Raw genomic sequence first — 22,859 nt, 5'->3', positions numbered from 1 at the left:
TCATAAAATTAGGGGCAAAGGACTTATTTCCCATCTCCGACTAGAAAAAAAGACCTCCGCTTTTGCGGAAGCCTCTAATCAACTTTATGATTATGCCAAAGCGCCTGATTTCAAAGCTTCTACTCTATCCAGACGCTCCCATGGGAGATCGACATCCGTGCGGCCGAAGTGACCGTAAGCGGCTGTCTGACGATAGATTGGACGGCGCAGATCCAGCATCTTAATGATGCCAGCCGGACGAAGGTCGAAGTTGCCGACGATAAGATCAACCAGCTTCTCTTCGCTCACTTTGCCTGTTCCATAAGTATCCACGTTGATCGATACCGGGCTTGCTACGCCGATCGCATAAGCAAGTTGAATTTCGCATTTGTCGGCCAAGCCAGCAGCTACGATGTTCTTCGCTACGTATCGAGCTGCGTAAGCCGCCGAACGGTCAACCTTCGTTGGATCCTTGCCGGAGAAAGCTCCGCCGCCATGACGAGCATAACCGCCATAAGTATCAACGATGATTTTACGACCGGTTAATCCTGCATCCCCTTGAGGTCCACCAATAACGAAACGGCCTGTCGGGTTAATGAAGAATTTCGTGTCGGCATCCAGCCATTCCTTAGGAACCTCTGGGTAAATAACATGCTCTCGAATATCGCTCTGGATTTGCTCCAGCGTGATATCTTCCGAATGCTGCGTCGAAACGACGATCGCATCTACGCGAACCGGTTTACCATCTTCGTATTGTACCGTAACTTGAGTTTTGCCATCCGGACGCAAATAGCCAAGCTTACCGTTCTTACGCACTTCTGACAAGCGACGCGCTAACCTATGGGCTAACGCAATGGGGAGAGGCATGAACTCCGGCGTTTCATTCGATGCAAAACCGAACATAAGTCCTTGGTCGCCAGCACCGATATCTTCGTTCTCTTGTTGAATATCTTTACCGTCACGGCTCTCAAGAGCCGCATTAACGCCTTGCGCGATGTCCGCGGACTGTTCGTTCAAGGAAGTTAGTACAGCGCAAGTGCTGGAATCGAAACCGTATTTAGCGCGAGTATAACCGATTTCCTTAATCGTACGACGTGCAATTGCAGAAATATCGACATAATCCGCTTTGCTGCTAATTTCACCGATGACAAGTACAAGTCCTGTAGCAACGGACACTTCGCAAGCAACGCGCGCGTACGGGTCCGCTTCCAAGAACGCGTCTAATACCGCGTCCGAGATTTGATCACATATTTTATCCGGATGGCCTTCGGTGACCGATTCGGACGTGAAGAGATGCCGTCCTTTTATCGACAATGTCTCCAACCTCCACATAATAAAATCAACCTTTTCCAATTGGAAAAGGCTGTTAAAGAGAAACCTTCGATTAATAATAATACCGGAATTGTCGAGGGGTGTCAATGTGTGTCAGCCTATCTATTGGAAGTCTTGAAGCTTATTCAGCCGTCAAGCTTAAATGATCGTTTGTTGTGCTTGTTGAACCAATCGCTTGGTAATTCCCCCGCCTAGTGCTCCAGCTTCCCGGGATGTTATATCACCCAAATATTGTTGCCCGGAACTAGCCGATCCTATACTTCCAAGTTCGCCAGCAAACTCCGTATCCAATCCACCGCCGCTAAATCCGCCGATCGGCACTCCGAGTTCTGCCGCGATCTCATATTTCATCTGGTTCAACGCATTAGCGCACTCAGGCACGATTAGTCTGTTGCTTCTTCTTGCCATGATTATGACCTCCTTGAATGTGATGGCCTTAGTATGTGCCGGACCACCTCGAACAAGGCGTATTACATTATGGGACTTGGGGGAAAATGTAGCAGTTATCAACCTGTCTTTTGATCAATCAATTTAACAATTTCCACTTCAACATGGAACAATCGCTTATTAACTGCCATCATTTCATAATCCTTCTGTCCGGTGTTGTAATCAATTCGTTTCAATATGCTCAGAACACCTTGATTCTGATTGAATTCAATGCGATTGACCGTTTCCTTCAACTCAGCAACATCAGTCTTGAGTACAGCTACATCAGTCTTGAGCTCAGCAACATCAGTCTTTAGTACGGCAACATCAGTCTTGAGCACAGCAACATCAGTCTTAAGCACAGCAACATCGGTCTTCAGTTCAGCTACATCCGTCTTGATCTCCGTGATGTCCAATTGCATGGTGTCCAGTTTATTCAGAATCTGCTTCAGAATAAGCTCCATCTAATACACCCCTGACCCATTAATAACTTGGTTTTATTTTACCACAAGAAATATGCGAACGTATATTCTATTTTTATTCATTTTCGGTAAGCCCCAGAACTTATTCGATTCATCCATTCCCCTTGTTCAAGATACCACTGGATAGTCTTTCTAATTCCGGTTTCATAATAATACTTCGGCTTCCAGCCTAATTCTTCGCGAATCTTTGTCGCATCTATTGCATAACGTCTATCGTGTCCTAAACGATCCTCGACGTAGGTAATTAATGACTCAGACTTGCCAAGCTCCGCTAAAATGGTGTGCACGACTTGTAAATTACTACGCTCATTATTTCCACCAACATTATACACTTCCCCACTGCGCCCTTCATGTAACACAAGATCTATCGCGCTGCAGTGATCCTCTACATATAGCCAATCTCGCACATTTAATCCATCCCCAAAGACCGGCAACGGTTTATTATCCAGTGCGTTGCATATCATAAGAGGGATTAGTTTTTCCGGGAACTGATAAGGTCCGTAGTTGTTGGAGCACCGAGTGATATTAACATGCAATCCGAATGTCTCATGATAAGCGCGGACGAGCAAGTCAGCTCCTGCTTTGCTCGCGGAATAAGGACTATTAGGTGCAAGTGCTGTGTTCTCTACAAAAAATCCTTCCGCTTCTAAAGTTCCATACACCTCATCGGTCGATACTTGCAGGAACTTTTTCACGTTGTACTTTCGCGCTAGTTCAAGTAAAGTCTGCGTTCCCATTACATTCGTCCGAACGAAAATACTCGGGTCAATAATACTCCGATCTACATGCGATTCAGCGGCAAAGTTAACAATGGCGTCAAACTCATCTCGAAATAGCGTCTCCATCGCAGTTGGGTCGGCGATATCAGCTTGAACAAAATGGTACTGCTCCGACGTTTGAACACCGGACAAATTATCTTGATTACCCGCATAAGTCAGCAAGTCCACATTAAATAGCTGATAAGCAGGATACTCTCGCTTCATATAATGTATAAAATTGCTGCCTATAAACCCGGCTCCACCTGTAACCAACACTTTCAAATCGTACACCCCCAGGACACATTGGCATCGTATATCTATATTCCTATTATCAAAAAGATGCTCTTAGTTTTTGTCCTGCTTATTCTTTAATCCAAAAACAGCTGCCTAGCGTTTCCGCAGGCAGCTGAATTGTATAAGCTATATTAATAAAGGCTGGCTATTGCAGTTGATACGCACCACGAATGAGCACGATAAGTCCTTTGGACTGTTTAGGATCAGCTTGAACGCCGCGACCGCCTCTCGGAAACAGAATTAAGTGATTGTTCCCTACGGGCTTGCCTGGTGCGATATCCAGGCCGTCAGTCATGTCTGACAGCCCATTAGCATCTGCGCTATACGCCACAGCCTTCCCAGAGCGTACGATCAACTCTCCGCCGTCTTCGACAATAACCTTAGAGCCGAAAGGCACTGTCACAACTTCAATCTTAGTTGATGATCCGCCACCAATAGGACCAAGCTTTTCCAACTCTTTTTTTACGAGTTCGGCTACAGTTGAGTCAACATAAGCTTTTGTCACAAGTGGATCCTCTTGAGAGCCAGGAGTACTGTTACCATCAGCCGATAAAGTACTAGAACCAAAAACCGATCCTGCAACAAATACAATTATCAGCAATATAACTATTGTTGCTAAGGATTTACGTTTCATCAAACATTAGTTTCCTTTCTTGATGCTAGTTTAGTTTACTTCCTTGAACCATTCTAACTGCCTTGTTGCTACTATTCTTTTCGCTGTGATTGTCTTTTCTCCTTCTTTATACTTAATTATTTCATAAACATTAAATGTTACTTTAGGATAATTTTTAATTTTTAAACTCATCTTATCGTCTGGTATATCAAGAGTAATTTCATTTTGTCCCAGCTTGAGCGCATTTTCACCACTCAGTAACGGTAATTCTTTTACAATCGACGATCCAAAATTACCATCTACAAACTCCATTTGAATTGATCTTTCTTCTTTTGTTCCTTCATAAGCATCATTTGCTGATAGATTGTAGTTGAAATCAAATGTCATGCCACTATAAGAGAATTGAGCGAGCATGGAACTCAATGACAAATTATACGCACCTATTGCTATATTTGATGTAGAATCCTGCGGAGTAGTATTTATTTGTAAATTTTTAATAGATACAGCTTGTACAAAAGCCCCTTCAATTGCAGTATTATTGCCTCCTGCTGCTTTTACCGCTGCCCCCATAACAAGTGATAAGTTATCGGTTGATAGATTTTTAGGCACCATACTGTAAAGTGTAATTAATCCCTTACCGCTAGGACTAATTTTGTCGGTTAGATTCATCACAATAACAGGGTACATCATACCATCTTTTGTCAAATAGTATCCTGCTAGACCTGGAAGTAATGCATGACGTTGTGAATCATTCTTTGCTTCTAGTTCTGTCATCAATATTCCGCTATTATCACCAACATATAGCCCAGTTCTTTTTACATCGTACTCGGATGTGTTTCCATCAGTTGTAATTTTATAATTTTGACCGTTCTCCAGTTCAGGAACGACATTCTGTTGACTGTCGGCCGTAAATGAAACTAAGTCATAAATAGTATCATTATTTTTTTCAGTCAGCACCACATTTATATTTTTGAATTCGTTATTATAGGATACCTTTGCCAATACAACATATTCTACACTTTGCTTAGAAGGTATTGTTAGAAGTGTTGTGCGAGGTATAACTTGAACGGATTCACCCTCAATTTTAACTCCGTCTAGTGAATAATATGCTGATAAATTAGGTAATGGCATTGGAGAATCAGTATTATTAGAAACTTTAATCGTAGATGTTATGACATCATAGTCTTTCCATGGTATTTTGCGTATTGATTCAAGCTTACCTTCATAATTTCCTTGTCCAGTAGTAAATGAAAGTTGTCCGTTAGGAGTCTCATTTCCTGAACCAACCCCACTCTCTGTTTTATCAATGGTATATAGTAATATTGCTGAGTCAGGATTCACATCAGTTCCTTCTTTTATTGCTGGTCTGATGATAACATCTAGCTTTTCAACATTATTAGTCTCCGTTCTGCCTGATAACGTAATCGTCTTTTTGGTTCTTGGTTTTAGCACAATTTCTGTCTCTGGCGCACCCGTCATACCATATACTTCTCCAGTATTCGTCATTAAATCTCCTGTTAGCACAGGAAGTTTTATTGATTTCTTACCCATATTTTCAAAAGCAACTGATAATATAGCCGTAGAATTTATACTATTATTGGTCATTGTTTTTTTAACAAGTGTTACTGAAACGGGTTCTCCTTGTATAGTAATCTGAGATTTCCCAATATTATTTTTTACAATTGGAATCTGAAAAGCATTATACATAATTGTTTTTTTTGTTGTTTCATCTTCAGTTCCAATCAGTACTTCTATAGCTTTATCCTTAAGAGATGCTGGAATGGTTCCATATACAAACAATTTCTTTGTTTGATTTCCATATATTTTGTAGTTACTGTCAGCTGGATCGACTTGTAATGGATAGATAGTTCCCTGCGGAGTCTTTAAATACACTTTGAATTTAGGATCCGTAAATGTACTCGATCCCTTATTTATGATATTAAGATCAAGATTAATAGCTGCTTGAGATTTACCAACCATTAATGAAGCACGTGGAATCGATAATATTAAGGGCGTATTCCCTAGGCTAATTTGTTTATATCTACCTACCGGTACTGCTGATGTGAAATTAGATTGTATGGTTGCCGAACCTATTGTCTTCTCTAAACCAGGAGAGTTAATATCAAATTTCTTTACCGATAGAATTAGACTTGAGAGTGACAATTCATCGGACACTTCTGCGTAGTAATTATATTCCTTTGTAGTTTTTGGAGCTACTCTATTGTTTTTTTTATCATCATTTAGAGATTTAACGGGATATTTCACTCCAGCCTTCGTTTGTATTCTCACCCAATAATCCAACATATCTAATTCAGTGTTACCACCATTGTAAACAGATACTTTAAATACAAATAATTTGGTACCGTCCTGCGAATATAAAATGGGGTCTTTTAAAGTCATATAACTCACACTAGATAAATTAATTGTTTTAAGAATCTTATTAAATGGAGTTTGAGTTTGTACTGCAGCTGATACAGCGGGGATGTTTTGACTATAGCTCAAGCTTGTTATACTTAAGGAACATGCTAATAATAAGACCAAAGTTTTCTTTTTCAAGCAAAACCCTCCTAAGTTAAATCGTTGTACTAATTAAACGTTTATAGGGAGGATAAAGTTTCGCCTGCACAAATAAATTAAGATACAGTTTCTTGTCATTCTTTAAAATAAATAAAGGGATCCGGCTATCGGATCCCTTTATTTTCAGAGCATTAGTTTACTGGAGTAGCTGCGATAGCTGCTAAAGCATTACCAACAGCATCTGCCAAATTACCAGGCACATAAGCAATTTCTGTAGTCGCTCCGAATGAAGTTCCTGTAAGTTTAACAGTAACTCCATCAGCTTGAAGCTGTGCATTAGTTACAGTTCCTGCAACTGATGCTACAAAACCATTAGTGCTAGCCGCTACAAACTTGGATGCATCCAATGTCTCATTGAATACAATCGTAATTTCTGTAGCAGACACAAACTTAAAGCTGTTAGCATTCTGTACAAATGTTAATGCGAGAGGTGCTACTCCTTCTCTTACAGATACCGCACCTGTGTTTGAATCAACAGAGTTAATATCGTTACGTGGAGTTGCATTGTCTTGAAGGTAAATACCATCAAGGGCAACAGATACTACATTGTTATATCCTGTTTTAAGAATTGTGATATCAATTTTGTTCGTACCTTTAACAGCAGTATAGTCTGTATTAGGAATCATACGAACGCCCTTGTTATCTTTTACTACTAGTGCAGTTGTAAGTGCAGCATTATCGATTGCAATACCGTAGTTAATAAGTTCGGAGAAGTTTACCGAAACAACATTAGTAGCAACAGTTACTGATGAAACAGAAGCTTTAATTCCATCTTTTACTGTCGTTACTAAACCACCAATTACAGGAATTGGAGTTCCAAGTGCAGTCTTAGTCGCACTTACTGGAGATGCGACTGCAACTGTTACAGCACCTGGAGTACCGTTAGCTTGTTGATCATATTGCGCATCGGACAAGAGATCCTGAGCAATCGTAAGAATGATTTTTTTGTTTGCTGCATCAAGAGTAGCACCAGTGACTGTCAAAGTTGCACCGTCTCCAGTTACTACAAAGTCACCAGCGTATACAATTGCCGGAAGAACATTGTTATCCAAAGTCAACTCAAGAGTGTTCTTGGAAGTTGCTTTGATGTTAGTTACAGCAGCAGCTACCTCCTGACCACCAGGAACAGATACCAAAGTGGAAAGCAAAGTGTTACCCGCTGCATCTTTAATATTTTTCACAATTACGCCATTAGCAACACCAGCGATATTTGCGATTGTACGGTTGTTAGTACTGGAGTTATACGCCCAACCAGCAGGCACCGTAACTTTTACAGACTTACCATCGTTCAACAATGTTACAGAAGATCCGGAAGGAAGGCTAACATAACCTACGCCAGCTTCGAAATAACCGTAGCTGTTCAGATCTTGAGCAGAAGCAGCTGTTACAGCCTCATCAAATGTGATGGAGAAGTTGTCACCAGCAGTGCTAGCTGAAGTAACTACAGGAGGTGCAGTATCAACAACATTAACTACGAATTGAGCACTCAGGCTCAAGTTAGCCAAAGAAGAAAGATCCGGCACACCTGTTACGACAAGTTTGTAAGGATTTTTGCTTGGAACTACGTTACCAGTCAATTTAATTTTAGTTTTAACTGCGTTGTTTGAGGAATCAAGAACGTACGCAGCAGATACAGTAACTGCCGTGCCATCTTTGTCAGTCAAAGTGTATGTTCCAGTAGTGTTAACGGCCTCATCGAATTCAACGATAATTTCATTTTCTTTCGATGCAGTTACAGATTTAACAGAAGGTCTTGTAACGTCTGCAGTTGGATTAACATCAGATTCTACTTTAGCAGCTTTGTTGCCAGAGTAGTCTTCTGCATTCTCAACAACCAGCTTTGTACCGAAAAGTGGGATATACGCATGGCCAGCAGTGTTATCGAACGATGCATATACAATTGTTTTGTCAGTTGCATCTTTAGACCATACTGCAGCATTCTTGACTAAACCAGCCATCCAGTAAATATCAGCAGCACTAATTTCTTCACTGAATTTCAAAGTTACTTTTTCTGGTTGTACAGCAGTGATTGTGAAAGTAGGTGCAGTAGTATCAGCTACTACATCAAAAGAAGCTTCGTTTGTACCAATTGTGAAGTTAGCATAGTCTTTAACTTTACCTACAACAACCGATACTTTATGGGAAGCAGCAGTAAGACCGCTAGCAAGGGTCAATTCGATTGTACGGCCATTAACAACAGGTTGGCCTGAACCTACAACCAATGCACCATCAATTGTGTAGTTTGAGAAGATTTTTGAATCAACATTACCTTGTACAGGCTCGCTGAAAGTCAAAACAACTTTTTTGTTTCCGATTGCTTTAGCAGAAACAAGGGTAGGGAACGCAAGGTCAGTGAAAGTAAGTTCTTTATCTTTCACTTCTTCAGCATCTTTACCAGCAGCAGATTTAACGCCAGTCAAGGATACTTTCAATTTAGTTTGTTGGCCAGTAGCCGCAGGTACCCATCCTGAAGCATCATAGATACGAACGGTTTTGCCATCTTCTAACAGGGTGATGGTATCACCTGCAACAAGTGGAGTTGTACCGTTTTTAGCATTTCCGATTTTCAAGGAATCCTTGTCGATTGGTGCCGTGTAAGCAACTTCAACTTCAGCGAAGTTTGTTTGCGTTACGGAAGCAACTTTAGCCTCTTCAACTTTCCAAGTTACTTTCGTTTTGTACTCTTTAGTTTTGTAAGTAACCGTGATTTCGGTTTCTTTGTTAGCTTCAAGAGCAGTTGTCAAAGCGACTTTAACAACTTCTTTGTCGGAGAAAGTTACTTCTACGTTCTTGGAGTCAACAACTTTAGAAGAAACGATCGTTGGAACTTGAAGGTACTGATATGCAGCGAATGCGATATCAATCGTTTGGCCGCGAGTTGCAGCGGATTTGTAATCAGTGCGAGCAGCGATCAAACCTGCGTCGATAGCAGCTTTGATGTAAGGGCCAGCCCAATCGGACGATCCTTCAACTTTTGCATCAGCAACTGGTTTCAAACCAGCAAGCAGTGCAGCAACTTTAATTACGGACTCAACCGTTACGTCAGCTTTCGGCGAGAACAGGTTGTTGCCAGTACCGTTAACCAAGCCTGCTTTAGCAGCAGCTACGATTGCACCGTACCACCATTGGCCTGCTTTAACGTCTTTGAATGTAGAACCAGTAGTTTCAGCTTTCAAACCTGCGATAGCAGCAGCGATTGTAGCGAACTGAGCGCGGTTCAGTTTGGAGCTCAATTGAGGATCTCCATTGTCAGTACCTTTCAGAACTCCTGCATCAACCAAAATCTTGTACTTATCAGCAGTTGTTGGTGCTGCTGGTGCATCAGCGGCGGATGCCATGGAGGCAAACAAGCCGAATACTAATGCGAAAGCTAGTAAAAGGGATAAACTTTTTTTCATAACCTTTTTTTCTCCTCCTCGAGAATGTATCTGTTTTGTTTGTGTGTAAGAATTATAGCTCGAATCTCTCATCGGTGTTTCACCCCCTTCCTTGAGTAGAGCATTGTCTATAATTGATGTCTGTCGGCATGTCTTTTTAGTAGATACATGTCGCAGAAACTTGTAAACGGAAGAATAGAATCGAATGCAGACATAATTACTGCAGGGTAAAATATGCCACTTTCCCCATTATACATGAGGCGCTAGTGCAGCGTAAAGAAGATTTTCATAGAGTGTTCTTGAAGAGTAGTGCTTGAGTCCCTCTTGAATTGCTCATCATGTTAAACGCATATCGCGGAGAAAAGTTGCGGATTAAATCAAATTTCTCTAACTTTTTTTAACCTATTCGTTCACGACTGAACCTTTGTTATTATGTAAGGACTTATCGCTACTCTAGTATAGCTTGGACGAAAGGGTTCGTCATTGGTAAAACATTTCCTATAGAACCAAGATAGAACAAGTAAAAGGAGGGGAAGTCCCCTCCTCTGCCCTTAATTCGTATACAGTTTCGGAAGTTTCTTTAGATCCACCATTACCTTGGCAATGATGATCGCTGCGTCACTGCGAAGTAAACGTGCTTTCGGTTCGAAAACAGATCCACGGGTAGGATCGTTGACATCAATAAGAGAGCCTCCAATAAAGCCCTTCTTAAGTATCGCCGCAACCGATGGCTTCGCATAGAACTCAATATCTGCTTCGTCTTTGAAAGACTTCTGCAGAGCTTTACGGACTTTAGCGGAATCCGTGTCCGTCTTTATGTTCAATGCTTTCGCCAACATTACTGTGGCATCTTGACGCACGATTGCGGTATCCGGTTGAAACACCTTTGGCAATGTACCGCGGACGAATCCGGCGCGAGCAGCAGTTTCAATATAACGGTAGTCCCACAAAGCATCCATATTAATGGCGTTGCCTGTATTCGGCACATCAACGAAGTGGTTCGGACCATCAAAGTTGAGTGGCAGTTCAAGAGCTCGAACGAGCATTCTCGAGAATTCTCCTCGAGTCACGTACTGGTCTGCTCCGAAAGCACCGCTAGGATCTAAAGCATTCATAATGCCTTTCGCGTAAATTGCCTCCATTGCATCACGTGCATAGGGATGACTTGTTACGTCATTAAAACTAGAACCGACTTTGCCTACGACATAGTAGCCGAACCGGCTGAAAGGTACTTTGATCGTATTCTTCTTACTATCAACCGTTCCACCAATATTCTCCCACTGCTGGATGAATGGGTCGAATCGGAACACCGTAATAAGAGTACCTACAGATTCGCGCATATTTGGATCATAGGACAAAGTCAATGTTCCCTGTTTAGATGGGATTAGTTCACGATTTGAGCTTCTGTTATTGTATAGCTTGGATGAATCCCCTTTGATGATGGCAAGAGGGTAAGGGTCGATTCCTGCGGTAACCGGATCATATCCGGCAGTAGTCGGGTCATCCGCTTGTCCTGCATCAACCCAGAAAACGGGACTAGCTTTAATAAATCTTTGCGGAAAGTTTGACGTGAACAGAATTTGCCCCAACTTCAATTGCATATCATATCCGCCAGGAATCGTCTCGAAATCGTGGCGATCGACGACTCCATCCGTAGGATTGGCAATCGCGAACATGACATTATTATCTTTGTAAACTTGACCTTTCAAGTTGTCCGCAACATTATAATCGCGACGGATTAAATTCGTTCCGCCTGGAAAGGTTAAGTTTAATTGACCACTAAACACCTTTAGGGAGCTTTTCATAGTCAACATATCTTGAGCACCTGGGATATTCTCCGGTGCAAATGTGATAGGGAATGAATCTTTAATGCTCTCATTGGCGTTCTTGATTTCCACATCAATTTTATTCTCTTTATTCGGCTTCAACCCTTTGACGATTGCCTTGAAAGCAGGCACTTCTGTTGGCAATCCCCCCACCAAAACACCATAATCCAAATAAGTAACCTTGGTTGCTGGAACTTTGTTGATAGTTACCGAGTCTGCTCCAGGCGAAGTAAGGATCACTTCGACGAAACTTTGATTAACCGTCCGTTTCTCTGACCTTGGCGTAATGATGGTATATGGTATCGAAGTCGGATCGACTTCCAACCGATAAGTAGCCCGCGGGCCATTCAATCCACCGTTGTATACTGCAATACTGTACACCTTGGAGCTGCCGTCGAACGGAAGCTTCTGGTCCGTTAAAATAAATGAAAATGATTGCGTATCGTAGTTATAGATTACCCTCAGTTGTGATGGCGGATTAGTTTCTCCGCCATTACCATTAATGATATCTCCCGTATTGGAAGTGAAAAGGTTTGTTCCCATATTCCAAACAAGATCCGAAGCAAAATCCGGAGAGGAAATAACCAACATATAATTATCGGCTTCGCTTCCTAACCCTGCATTGCTCAATTTCGCTTCTACATCTACCTCGTTGGATCCTAAGTTAATGAAATCGAAGGTTCCATAAACGTTCATTTCTGCTTCCTTAGTCGTATAGAGTGGACCTTTCTTTGGAAAATTCGGGTCGTTCGCCAACGGAATTACCAAGTTAGAGGAGTAAGGATATACACCATCCGTACTCGGAGCTGGAATAACTGGTAAATTTGTCGGGACGATTGTAACTTTAATGGTGCTCTCATAATTGTTTTTCGAAGTCCTGTAAACAAACTTAATGAAGTTGTCCCCGGTTTTGTTCAAAGCATTGAAGGCAGCTTGATAGCTATCCGGTATCGTATCTGCATCTGCACCATCTGCCGTATCTAATACAAATTTATTACTAACCGTATCCTTAATGAGCTTCATCTCTGTATTGTTGATATACAAAAATGCCGTTTGAGCTGCTACAGGCGAAGTCGTTGGTGCATATAGGATCTCGCTTATATTCGGCACGTTAAACAATTCGCCCGCAAATTTCTGGAAAGTCGTCACAATCAATGAGTTGATTCCGGCAGTCGACAGCATAGTCGTATCATATTCAATCTGCATTCCGTCAAATACACCCGTATATTTAACGAACGGTCCATATAAAAGTGTAATTGGAATGTCATTATATGGATCAGTAGAGACTGCAGTATGAGTTCCAGCTGACTTCATTTGAAATCTTAGCTTCATGCTTCCTGCGCTAGGAAGCTTATTTAGAGTAACGAATACTCTCAAGAAAGGAGTATCCACCCCGTTAACGTTTATGATTTTCACGTAAGAATTCGGTAAAACCTTATAACTATAATCTTTAGGTGTCGCCGCATCGCCAGTATTATCGGCATTCGTCTTGTTCCCTGCCGGCGTATTTACGTTGATGAGTTCCAACAAATCTGATGGCGTAGCCCCTACCCAAGTAGGATCGTAATTCCCGATTAACAGTTCCACACCTGTCGGCAAGGAAAACAAAGTAGCATTTTCCATGTCCGAACTTTCTGCGGTTGATAAGTTGGTAGCCGGAGTGTATCCCGGTATATAATTAATATCTTGAATGTATGACAAGGTACTGTCCCTAAGTTTATAAAAGAACGTACTGGATTCATCAGTGCCCGGAGTGGGCAGTTTGGATTGGTTCCAACCCATAAAACGAAGAGTATGTGATGTATCGAATGTCAGGGCACCAGCTCCACTGCCTGAAGTTCCAAGAGGCTCCGACAAGTCCACAGTAATAAACTGGTCGGTTGGTTGCGGCGCAATTAGCGAAGGGTTGGTTACGGTTGTGGCGTTAGCATATCCCGCCCCATCCTCGTTAACTTGAATTTTCTGTCCAGCAGCTCCAAAGAGTGCGGCGGGAGTTGCTGAGTATCCTGCTGGCACAGGTGGGGGGCCTGCGCTTGCAGGGGTCCATGTCCACCCCGGATTCGGGTTGAAATCAAAGGTTGTACTATTGTAAACAATAGGCACGATAGCTTTACCCGTTACTTTTACGGCAGCACCTGTCGGTATGGAGAAGTTGGTGCTACCGGATAAAAGGGTCGAAAGGGTTTCACCAGGGTCGGCGAAATCAGCGTCGGCATTAAGATCCTTCTGCGAGACAAGAGTTAAATCATAGAAGGTGACCTCTCCATTGTAAAAAGCAATTTCTCGAGTCGTCTCTACGTACTGCGTATCATTAAATACGCGAATAGTAACAAGGTTCATCCCTTTTTTCAGGTTGACCGGCGAGGCGACGAAACTGTAATCCGATGAACTAGATATGGAGTATGTATTGCTCTTGTTGCCAATAATAACGGAAACTTTAGTGGCATTAGGCGCTTTACCGCTAATGCTGATATCCGTATTCGCTTTGCCCATAGAAGCGGTAGAGTGAACCACTGTCGTTTGCGTTTCATTAATGGTAAACACAGAACCATTCAATCCAGCCGTCAAATCGTACAGCATCGGACTATTGCGATATTCGACGTACACCGATTCTTCTACGAGCGATACGCCTTGTGTACCCGAGAAAGTAATCTTGTTCATTCCGGGAAACAATTGAATGTTGAAAATCGTAATGGTTGTGCCGTTAAAAGTAATGTTCCCCGTTTGGTTTTCATTAGACGTGATAACCGCTTGGTTAGAGGGATTAATGTTGTATACGCTATATTTAACGCTAGCTGCATTCACGTTATTGATCGTTCCCGTTAAAGTTACCCTATCGTTCGTTGTAATCCGGGCCGAACCAACGGTATATTGTTCGTTAATGAAATTAAAATTATGAGCACTCGCTGCCTGTACACTTGCCCGTTGGAGCGGCAACATGGTTATGACGAGAGCGAAGACTAGTAAAATGGACAAAATCTTCTGATTCCTCACTGACAAATCCTCCTCATGAATAACTTAATCAATTGTGCAAGAAACAATTTCTCTGACTAGCGGTCCTCCCTATTGGCAATCAACGCCTTTTTCGACAACATGTACCATTAGACGCTATTAGCCCTGCAAAAGTTCTGTACCTTTGTTATCGGCATCCGGGAGGAAATGTTTAGACGAAACGACGAAAAAAAGACTCGATCGCACAACCTTATTTGCATAAGGAAGCACAATTGAGTCTTTGGTCATGTATGAGTGCTGTTTACTTACCCCGACTATCCGTTTGAGGCTTCATTCGCAGTCTGGCCAAGAAATCGAGTACAGGGCGGCGGGACTGGTCAACGATTCCGATGAGTTCGGCACCGATCTGCAATAGGAAGACGAGCGCGCAGATGACGATGAACGTGATCCAGTTGCCTAGGCCTGAATTCGATATAGCGGACTGTACGACTGCGCATGTCCCGAAGAAGGCTGCTATCGCGTAGATGATAAGTACTGTTTTGCGATGGCTGAAACCGAGCTGTTGAAGGCAGTGATGCAGATGGCCTTTGTCAGGAGCGAAGATTGGTTTCTTCTGAACCCAACGGCGTACGATTGCGAAGAATGTATCCGACAACGGAACACCGATAATGAGTAACGGCGTTACGAAGGACACGATCGTAATTTGTTTGAACCCGAGCATGGACAGCGTCGCCAGAGCGAAACCGAGGAAGAGCGAGCCCGAGTCTCCCATGAATATTTTGGCAGGATGGAAGTTGAAGAACAAAAATCCACCGATTGCGCCGAGCAGTACCGCAGAAAGAAGAATAACCGTTTCATTCCCCATTAGAATGCCCATGACGAGAATGGTAGCGACTGCGATACCGGAAACGCCGGCTGCCAGCCCGTCCAATCCGTCAATTAAGTTAATCGCGTTCGTGACGCCGACGATCCAGAGGATCGTAAGCGGGATGCTGAGCCATTCGCCGAGCGGCTGCATAGAAGAACCGAAAGGAATGTTCAGCAAATTAATTTTAACGTCATAGCCGAAAACGACGATACACGCCGCGCCGATCTGCACGAGCAATTTTAGCTTGGCGGACAAGTCGAACTTGTCATCGAGCGCTCCGAGCAAGACGATCAACGTTCCCCCTACGAGGAGTGCGCTAATCAAGTTGCGGTCGTACTGGCTGAGTGTGCCATCGGGCAGCCAAGGCAATATAAGTAACAATCCTACCGTGAACGCAGCATAGATAGCCACTCCGCCCAGTCGAGGCATAATTCGCGTATGAACTTTTCGGTGATTCGGCACGTCGATCGCACCGATGCGGATCGCCAGTTTCTTCACGAGCGGTGTTAGAACAAGCGCAAGCGCCATTGCCGCGATGAATGAAATCAATCCCACTCCAAGCATCCAACCAGACACCATCTACAACTCCCCTTTTTGTGTACCGGAATGAATTATACTCCCGTCGCTAGGAATTCAACAAGGTGAACATTCTGTCGTTTTCCGCCATTTTGCACGATTTTCATTATTTTCATGACCGTTTTCATAATGGATTGCTTTGTTTCAGGACTTTTTCTCCGTCTTTAATCACTTTGAGGGCAAATTGAGGCAATACCAACATTCTCTTGTAGCGGGATGGTTCCTGAATTAACCTGTAAAACCACTCCAAACCCATCTTGCGAAAAAGCGCCGGTGCGCGCTTAAGTTTGCCGGAAACGACGTCAAAGCTGCCTCCGACCCCCATCACGACCGGAACTCCGAGCACATTCTGATATTTCTCAATCCAAGGCTCCTGATTCATCGTGGAACGGGCAACGAACAGCAAGTCGGGATTAGCCGCCCTAATCGCCGCAACTACCTCACCATCTTCCCTATCCGTAAAATAACCATCCCTGTACCCGACGAAACGCATTGCTGGATATTGTTTTTGCAAATTAGCGTACGCGGTTTGAATGATCTCAGCCGACGCTCCCAGCAGGTATACGCTCCAGTTCCGCCGTTCGCCCTCTTGCAGCAGCTCATGCATAAGATCGAAGCCGGCTACGCGTTCTTTGACCGGCTGTTTGAGGTGGCGAGCCGCCCAGACGACGCCTGCGCCATCGGGAACGACGAGTTCGGCGGTCGATAACGTTCGATGGAAGGACGGATTTTCGAGACCAACCATGAGCATAATCGGATTCCCCGTCACCACCCGGTGCGGGCGATGCGAAGCGATAGCCTCGGCAAGGTAGCCGACCGTTTCCTGCATATTCATCTTGGAAAATGGTACGCCGTACAGGGAAACCGTTGGATACGGCTTCGGATTGGGGTTCACTTTTGGGTCACTCTCCAGCTAATGTGTTTTCGCCGATATCCCATTCTCTCAGAAATCAGTTATTGGTGTTACGAAAATGAAATAAATTTCACGTAATTTTAATGAATTGCTCCAAAACGGCAATTGCCTACACTAAATACGTATGTACTCGATGATTTGTTGCGCGGGGCGAGTTGCCTCTTGTTTGAGACGTTGGATCGCGGCTCCGCAGGATTGGTGCCATTGCTCGGGATTGCGCAAGATTTCGGTTGCCTGATGCGCCAGAAGATCCGGATCGAGCGAGTCTGTCGTGCCGACGGCGCGTTGACCGAGACGCTGCAAGAACTGGTCGATCTTGGGATCGTACGATAGCCCGAGAAGCGGGATCTCTTGATTCGCCGCATAGATGAGCGAATGCAAGCGCATGCCGATGAGCAGAGCGCATCGGCCAACCTCCCGCAGCATCAGCTGCGGGTCATCGTGCGCCGGGGCCAGCTCCGCTGGGACCCCGGAGCCCGCTAGCCGTTCCATCACGTAGCGGGACGCATCCTCGTCCGCCCCGCGATGGAACGGCAAGAAGCGCAGCCGGACGGCATGGCGTCCGGCCAGCGCTTCAAGCGCGGCAGCCGCGCGGTCCAGGTCCGCGCGGTCGCTGCGCCAGAACCTGACGGACACGCCTACCACGGGTAGCGTGTCCTGCCCGGATGCCGCGGTCACGGCATCCACCGCCCCCGGCAGGCCGCTATCCTGCTCGGCCCCCGTACCCTCGCCGCTCCCCGCCGGCAAGCCCATGACCGGATCCGGCACCACTTCAATGCTGGCCGGCGGTACGCCATAACGGCGCAGCAACGTCGCCGATTCTTCGTCGCGCACGGATACATAAGCAGCGCGCTTGAACGCCCTCGCTATAAAAGGCTGAAAAACCCGCCGATTCACCGGACCGATACCTTGCGCGTATACGAATGTCGGCTTTCCGCACCAGCGTGCCAACGCCATAATTCCTAAATAATACGGGATGGAGCCGAGCCCCGTTGCGTCCTGCAACAAGCTCCCGCCTCCGCTGATGAGCCCGTCGCTGCTTTTCAGCGCTTTTCTCACTTCTCCGAGCTTCGTCCGATGGACGGCTTCCACGCCATACTGTCTCTGCGTCCATTCAGGATCACCTGAAAGCACGATAGGCTCAACCTTTATCCCCGCATGCGCTGCAGCTTCTTCCAACGCTGCCAAAATGCTCTTAAGTACCGCCTCGTCCCCGCTGTTGCGAAAACCGTAATATCCCGAAAGAACCAAACGATACGTTTTGCGTCCTTCCCCTGCTCGACCCTTAGCACGATCTACGATTTGACACAGCTCCTATCTATCGCAAATAAGCTCATCATAAGCTTACCATTTACTCGTATCACCCATAAACTGCGCTGAAAGTTGAAAATAACGTTACTTCATTTTGTCGGATCACCTTCATTCCTACCTGCTAACCAACGGAACTCCCTACCTAGGTACAAATAACATGACTAAGCAACATTATCCCCCGCGCCACCAACAAATCTTAGCGAAGGGGATAATGGCACATCCTAAGAGGGTTACAAACATTTACTCGTATACCCGTCCTGAGTCAAAGGGATATCGCGAAAGCTACCTCACCCAACTCACCCCACCTAAACCGCCGACCTAGCGCCCCTCACCCATCTGTCCCAGACTTTCTCGCCGATCTGCCATACCGCGATGATGGCAAGGCCGATTAATACGCCGATGCCAAGACCGAGGAAAATGCGGATGAGCGACAGCAGTAGAGGCGTGTGAATGTGCGCGAATGTATCGACAATAGACAGTTGCCCAATCGTTCCAGCAATAAGCAGAACCATTGCCCAACGGTAACGAAGCGCCAAGAAAATGCCAACAAAGAACAACGGGTGGCCTAACAGAAACTCCTTGGTACGCGGTCGTACTCCGAAAGTATTTTCCAATATCGAACGGAACTGCATTTCCAGACCCGATACTTGTCCGGCATTACCCGTTCTGGTCAGATAGTACATGCCCGCCGCGCCGAGAATTCCGATACCGACGATCCAGAGAACCGTTAGCGGCATGGACAGAATTCTTTTCGTATTCCCGAGAACCGTATCTCCCGAGCCGTATAAGAATACATATAAAGCGACCAAACCAATTGGAACGAGATGCAGCAGGCTTACGCCGCGGAATTGCTGCAGAACCAAACTATACGAAATGTGATTAAGCAGCGCTACGATGAACGGAATAGCCGCCATGGAAAGAATCGTCGTCCGAACAAGCAGCAGCACGGCGCCGCCCAAACGTCGGGAGCCCGAAATCGGCTCATTCCCTGCCGACTCTCTCAGTACGCGCAGCCGTTTAATAAGCAACACGACTGAAGCCGTCGGTGCGGCTATCGCGGCGAACAGCGCCAAAGCTTGTACCATCAGCGTGGAATTCAACACATACAATCCCGCTCCGCCAATGGAACCTATAACAAGTACAGGAAGCAGCAACGAAGGAAGGAACAGTCCGAGAGTTAACGCGCACAGGGCGATGGCTCCGAGAGCGGCCAAACCGCGCAATATTGTTTCCTGAGGCGCTTTGTGCACATCGAACGCATTAGGCACGCCCAGCTCATAGCCAAAATCCTTCAGCTGATGAACGACGCCTTTAGATTCTTCATCCCCATGCAGGACATCGATAATATTGCCCAACGGATGCGAGACTTTTCCTTTCACCGCATCTCTGACCGCTATCGCGTTCAAGTACAGCAAACGTATGCTGCGATCCTTAACCGCCAGCACGAGCCTGTCTTCCAGCACCGGATTCTTGATTGTCGTCATCTCCGCTTCTCCGACGGAGTGAGCCCTGATCGCATTATATTTAAGCAGGTTGGCTAGATTGGCCATCCCTTTCTGCGGTACTTTCAAGTTTTCGAAAATCGCGACACCGATATTGTGCGCCTTTAGCTCATTAGCGAACCGTTGCACACCTCCGAATTTCATTCCTTTGCCAAAGCCTGTTACAGCATCCCCATCGAACACGATGCGGGAAACTCCAAGATCCTGAAACGATTGCAGCCACTTGTCCATCTCGGCCGCATCGAACGGATCGAACCGGTCCGACAACCGTGGAACGATCTGGAATCCGGCGTCCTTCAGCATTTTCATCGCGATAGGGTTAGGCTGCATGGGACGCAAATAAGCATCGTCATACCCCATGTTAATACGCAGCCCCGAATGGTCTTTGACAGACCAATTCGTAACGTCCGCGCCATGGTGCTTAAACGCCCATTCGATGATCGGACGAAGCACTTGCTCATGCTCCGGATTGTTGAATATCACATAAGTGCCGTTATCCTCCGTAGGAGAAACTCGCCCCTCCAGCAAAGCTGCTTGAGATGCATTGTAAACATTCACTTCCGTCGCCCAGGAAAGCTCTTCTAACGTGCTTTCGAAAACGGCCATCCCATTTACTCCCGCATCCTTCAGAAGCTTTAATTGCTCCTGCACGAAAGCCTGCGGGTTCGCCTGCGTATTACCAATCTGCAACAAATCACGATAGTCCATGACGATAGCTACTTTATCCGATGAAGATTCGGTTTGCACCCTCGCATACATGACCGGCAAAGCTGCAACGACGCCAACCAGTACGATCCACCAAAGCCATTTCGCCAATCTCGAATTCCAAGTGTTCAGCCATTGAGGCACAACGGTCACTCCTTCATTTCAACTAAGCTAGCGAATCCACACGAGCCATTACGACGTCAACTAGCCGCTTTAGGGAAGCCGATGCCCCATCTAACCCCGTACCGCGTACCGCAAAATAAACCTTGATCTTCGGCTCCGTCCCCGAAGGCCGCAAGCAGAACCATGAGCCGTCAGCGAGCAGGAACTTTAGAACATTTTCCGAAGGCAGTCCGTCTAAGCCTTTCGCATAATCGAGCGCTTGGGTAACGGATATGCCGGCAATTTCCGTTGGCGGGTTCGACCGCCAATCGTTCATGATCGCGCCAATCTGCTCTACGCCATCCTTGCCTTTAAGCGTGCGGGACTCCAATTTCTCCAGATAAGTGCCGTATTCGGCATAAAGCCCTAGCAATACTTCATATAATGTCTTTCCTTGCGACTTATAATAAGCGGCCGCTTCGCAGATCAAGAGAGAAGCTACGACGGCATCCTTGTCCCTCGCGTACGTCCCGGTCAAGTACCCGTAGCTCTCCTCATAGCCGAATAGGAACGTATGGGAGCCCGTCGCTTCGAATTGCGACATTTTCTCTCCAATATATTTGAAGCCCGTAAGCGTGCTGAATACTTCGCAGCCGTAGGACGAGGCGATGTCCGCCCCCATCTCGCTCGTTACGATTGTCTTAATGACAGCGCCGTTAGCGGGTAGTTTGCCCTGCGCCTTCAAATTCGATAGCAAATAATGGACCATAAGGGCTCCGGATTGGTTTCCCGTCAGTACGACGAATTCACCCTTGTCGTTCTTCACGACCGCGCCCATCCGATCGCAATCCGGATCCGTACCTACGATGATGTCTGCTCCGACTTCGTTAGCAAGCTTGATCGCAAGGGTAAACGCTTCTTGCTCCTCCGGGTTCGGAGATTTGACCGTCGGGAACATCCCGTTAGGCTGCTCTTGCTCCCATACGACGCTCACTTTGGAGAAGCCCGCTTGCGCGAGTACCCGTTGGATGGGAATGTTGCCGGCGCCATGAAGAGGCGTGAAAACAACGCCCAGCGCTTCTCCGGCCCCGCCCTTGATGACGTCAGGCTGCACCGTCTGAGCGACTACCGTATCCACGAAGCGTTGATCGTCGCCGTCGCCCAGCCAGCATAGAAGACCTTGCTTCTCCGCTTCGTCTTGCGTCAGCCGCTTCACTTTATCGAAAGAACCGATGTCGCGGATATGGTTGATTACCTGCTCCGCTTGGTGCGGAACAAGCTGTCCGCCGTCTGCGCCATATACTTTGTAGCCGTTATACTCCGGCGGGTTATGGCTTGCCGTCACGACAATGCCTCCGGTCGCTTTCAAATCGCGAACCGCGAATGACAATTGAGGCGTCGGACGAAGGGAACGGAACAAATAGGTGCGGATTCCGTTCGCCGCGAGGACGCATGCGGCCTCCAACGAATAGACATCCGAGTTGCTACGAGAATCATGCGCGATAACGACCGATGGAGAAGCAGATTCGCCAAGCAAGAAGTTCGCGAACCCTTGGGTTGCCTTGCCGATGACGTAACGATTCATCCGGTTCGTTCCCGCGCCCATGACTCCGCGTAATCCGCCCGTCCCGAATTCAAGGTCCCGATAGAACCGATCTTCGATTTCCCCGGCCTCGCCGCTAATACCGCGAAGTTCTTCTTTTGTCTGTTCATCTATGTTCGGATCGTTTAACCAAGCTTCGTATAGTTGTTGCGGATTTGTTGGCATCATTATTCTCTCCTTCTCCACTAAGTCATTTTGACCGTTTCAGCCTTTTACCCCTTATTGGGATCGGACAAGGCAAACATAAGCTCTCCCTCGGCGACAACGGTATCTCCCACGCGGGCCGTTCCGCGGCCTTTGCCGATCGGACCCTTCAAGCGCGTAACTTCCAGCTCCAGAATCAGCGTATCCCCCGGCTTAACTTGACCGCGGAATCTGAATTCGTCTATTCCCGCGAAGAAGCCTAGCTTCCCTTTGTTCTCCTCGAGCGCCAGCATGGCGACTGTCCCAACCTGCGCAAGCGCTTCTACGATCAACACGCCCGGCATAACCGGATAACCCGGAAAATGGCCAACGAAAAAAGGCTCGTTCATCGTAACGTTCTTGAGCCCGACCGCCCGTTTGCCGGGTTCAAGCTCCAGAATCCGGTCGATCAACAGAAAAGGAGGGCGGTGAGGAATTAATTCTTGTATTTGTACAATGTCCAACATGTTATGTTTCCTC

General features: G+C 45.9%; 14 protein-coding genes. All 14 read right to left on the bottom strand.

Annotation, left to right across the window (positions count from 1 at the left end; translation table 11 throughout):
* Positions 1 to 90: 90 nt before the first annotated feature.
* The 14 genes from metK to fabZ all read right to left on the bottom strand — a co-directional run bounded on the left by metK (position 91) and on the right by fabZ (position 22,846).
* Positions 91 to 1,293: a methionine adenosyltransferase gene (gene metK / locus K7P76_RS10730; protein ID WP_232185290.1), complete on the bottom strand. Its 1,203-nt coding sequence runs from the start codon at positions 1,291 to 1,293 to the stop codon at positions 91 to 93.
* Between the two features lie 156 nt (positions 1,294 to 1,449).
* Positions 1,450 to 1,719, bottom strand: a complete 270-nt coding sequence (locus K7P76_RS10725) for an alpha/beta-type small acid-soluble spore protein (RefSeq protein WP_232185289.1) — start codon at positions 1,717 to 1,719, stop codon at positions 1,450 to 1,452.
* 98 nt (positions 1,720 to 1,817) lie between these two features.
* Entirely contained in the window at positions 1,818 to 2,201 is a 384-nt protein-coding gene (locus K7P76_RS10720) for a kinetochore Spc7 family protein (RefSeq protein ID WP_232185288.1), read from the bottom strand.
* A 77-nt stretch (positions 2,202 to 2,278) separates the two neighbouring features.
* Positions 2,279 to 3,259, bottom strand: coding sequence for a dTDP-glucose 4,6-dehydratase (gene rfbB / locus K7P76_RS10715; RefSeq protein WP_232185287.1), 981 nt, complete (start codon positions 3,257 to 3,259; stop codon positions 2,279 to 2,281).
* Positions 3,260 to 3,416: 157 nt separating this feature from the next.
* Positions 3,417 to 3,905 carry a hypothetical protein gene (locus K7P76_RS10710; protein ID WP_232185286.1) on the bottom strand — a complete coding sequence of 163 codons (489 nt, stop codon included), beginning with the start codon at positions 3,903 to 3,905 and terminating at the stop codon, positions 3,417 to 3,419.
* Between the two features lie 30 nt (positions 3,906 to 3,935).
* Entirely contained in the window at positions 3,936 to 6,440 is a 2,505-nt protein-coding gene (locus K7P76_RS10705) for a hypothetical protein (RefSeq protein ID WP_232185285.1), read from the bottom strand.
* Positions 6,441 to 6,592: 152 nt separating this feature from the next.
* On the bottom strand, positions 6,593 to 9,859 hold the full coding sequence (locus K7P76_RS10700; protein ID WP_232185284.1) for an S-layer homology domain-containing protein: 3,267 nt from the start codon (positions 9,857 to 9,859) through the stop codon (positions 6,593 to 6,595).
* A gap of 530 nt (positions 9,860 to 10,389) precedes the next feature.
* Positions 10,390 to 14,658, bottom strand: coding sequence for an S-layer homology domain-containing protein (locus K7P76_RS33430; RefSeq protein ID WP_232185283.1), 4,269 nt, complete (start codon positions 14,656 to 14,658; stop codon positions 10,390 to 10,392).
* Between the two features lie 259 nt (positions 14,659 to 14,917).
* Positions 14,918 to 16,048 carry a glycosyltransferase family 4 protein gene (locus K7P76_RS10690; protein ID WP_444880217.1) on the bottom strand — a complete coding sequence of 377 codons (1,131 nt, stop codon included), beginning with the start codon at positions 16,046 to 16,048 and terminating at the stop codon, positions 14,918 to 14,920.
* A gap of 136 nt (positions 16,049 to 16,184) precedes the next feature.
* Complete coding sequence (locus K7P76_RS10685; protein WP_490166406.1) at positions 16,185 to 16,955, bottom strand: WecB/TagA/CpsF family glycosyltransferase; 771 nt, start codon at positions 16,953 to 16,955, stop codon at positions 16,185 to 16,187.
* Between the two features lie 132 nt (positions 16,956 to 17,087).
* Positions 17,088 to 18,224: a polysaccharide pyruvyl transferase CsaB gene (gene csaB / locus K7P76_RS10680; protein WP_232185281.1), complete on the bottom strand. Its 1,137-nt coding sequence runs from the start codon at positions 18,222 to 18,224 to the stop codon at positions 17,088 to 17,090.
* Positions 18,225 to 18,589: 365 nt separating this feature from the next.
* Positions 18,590 to 20,635 (bottom strand): DUF5693 family protein, encoded by a 2,046-nt coding sequence (locus K7P76_RS10675; RefSeq protein WP_232185280.1) that lies wholly within the window; start codon positions 20,633 to 20,635, stop codon positions 18,590 to 18,592.
* 22 nt (positions 20,636 to 20,657) lie between these two features.
* Complete coding sequence (locus K7P76_RS10670) at positions 20,658 to 22,364, bottom strand: phospho-sugar mutase (RefSeq protein WP_373692371.1); 1,707 nt, start codon at positions 22,362 to 22,364, stop codon at positions 20,658 to 20,660.
* A 44-nt stretch (positions 22,365 to 22,408) separates the two neighbouring features.
* Positions 22,409 to 22,846, bottom strand: a complete 438-nt coding sequence (fabZ, locus tag K7P76_RS10665) for a 3-hydroxyacyl-ACP dehydratase FabZ (RefSeq protein WP_232185279.1) — start codon at positions 22,844 to 22,846, stop codon at positions 22,409 to 22,411.
* Positions 22,847 to 22,859 lie beyond the last annotated feature (13 nt).

The organism is Cohnella silvisoli (genome assembly GCF_021190915.1).
In the GTDB taxonomy this organism is placed as follows: Bacteria; Bacillota; Bacilli; order Paenibacillales; family Paenibacillaceae; genus Cohnella; species Cohnella silvisoli.
Note: the sequence above shows the minus strand (reverse complement) of the source record. Positions and strands in the feature narration are given on the sequence as shown.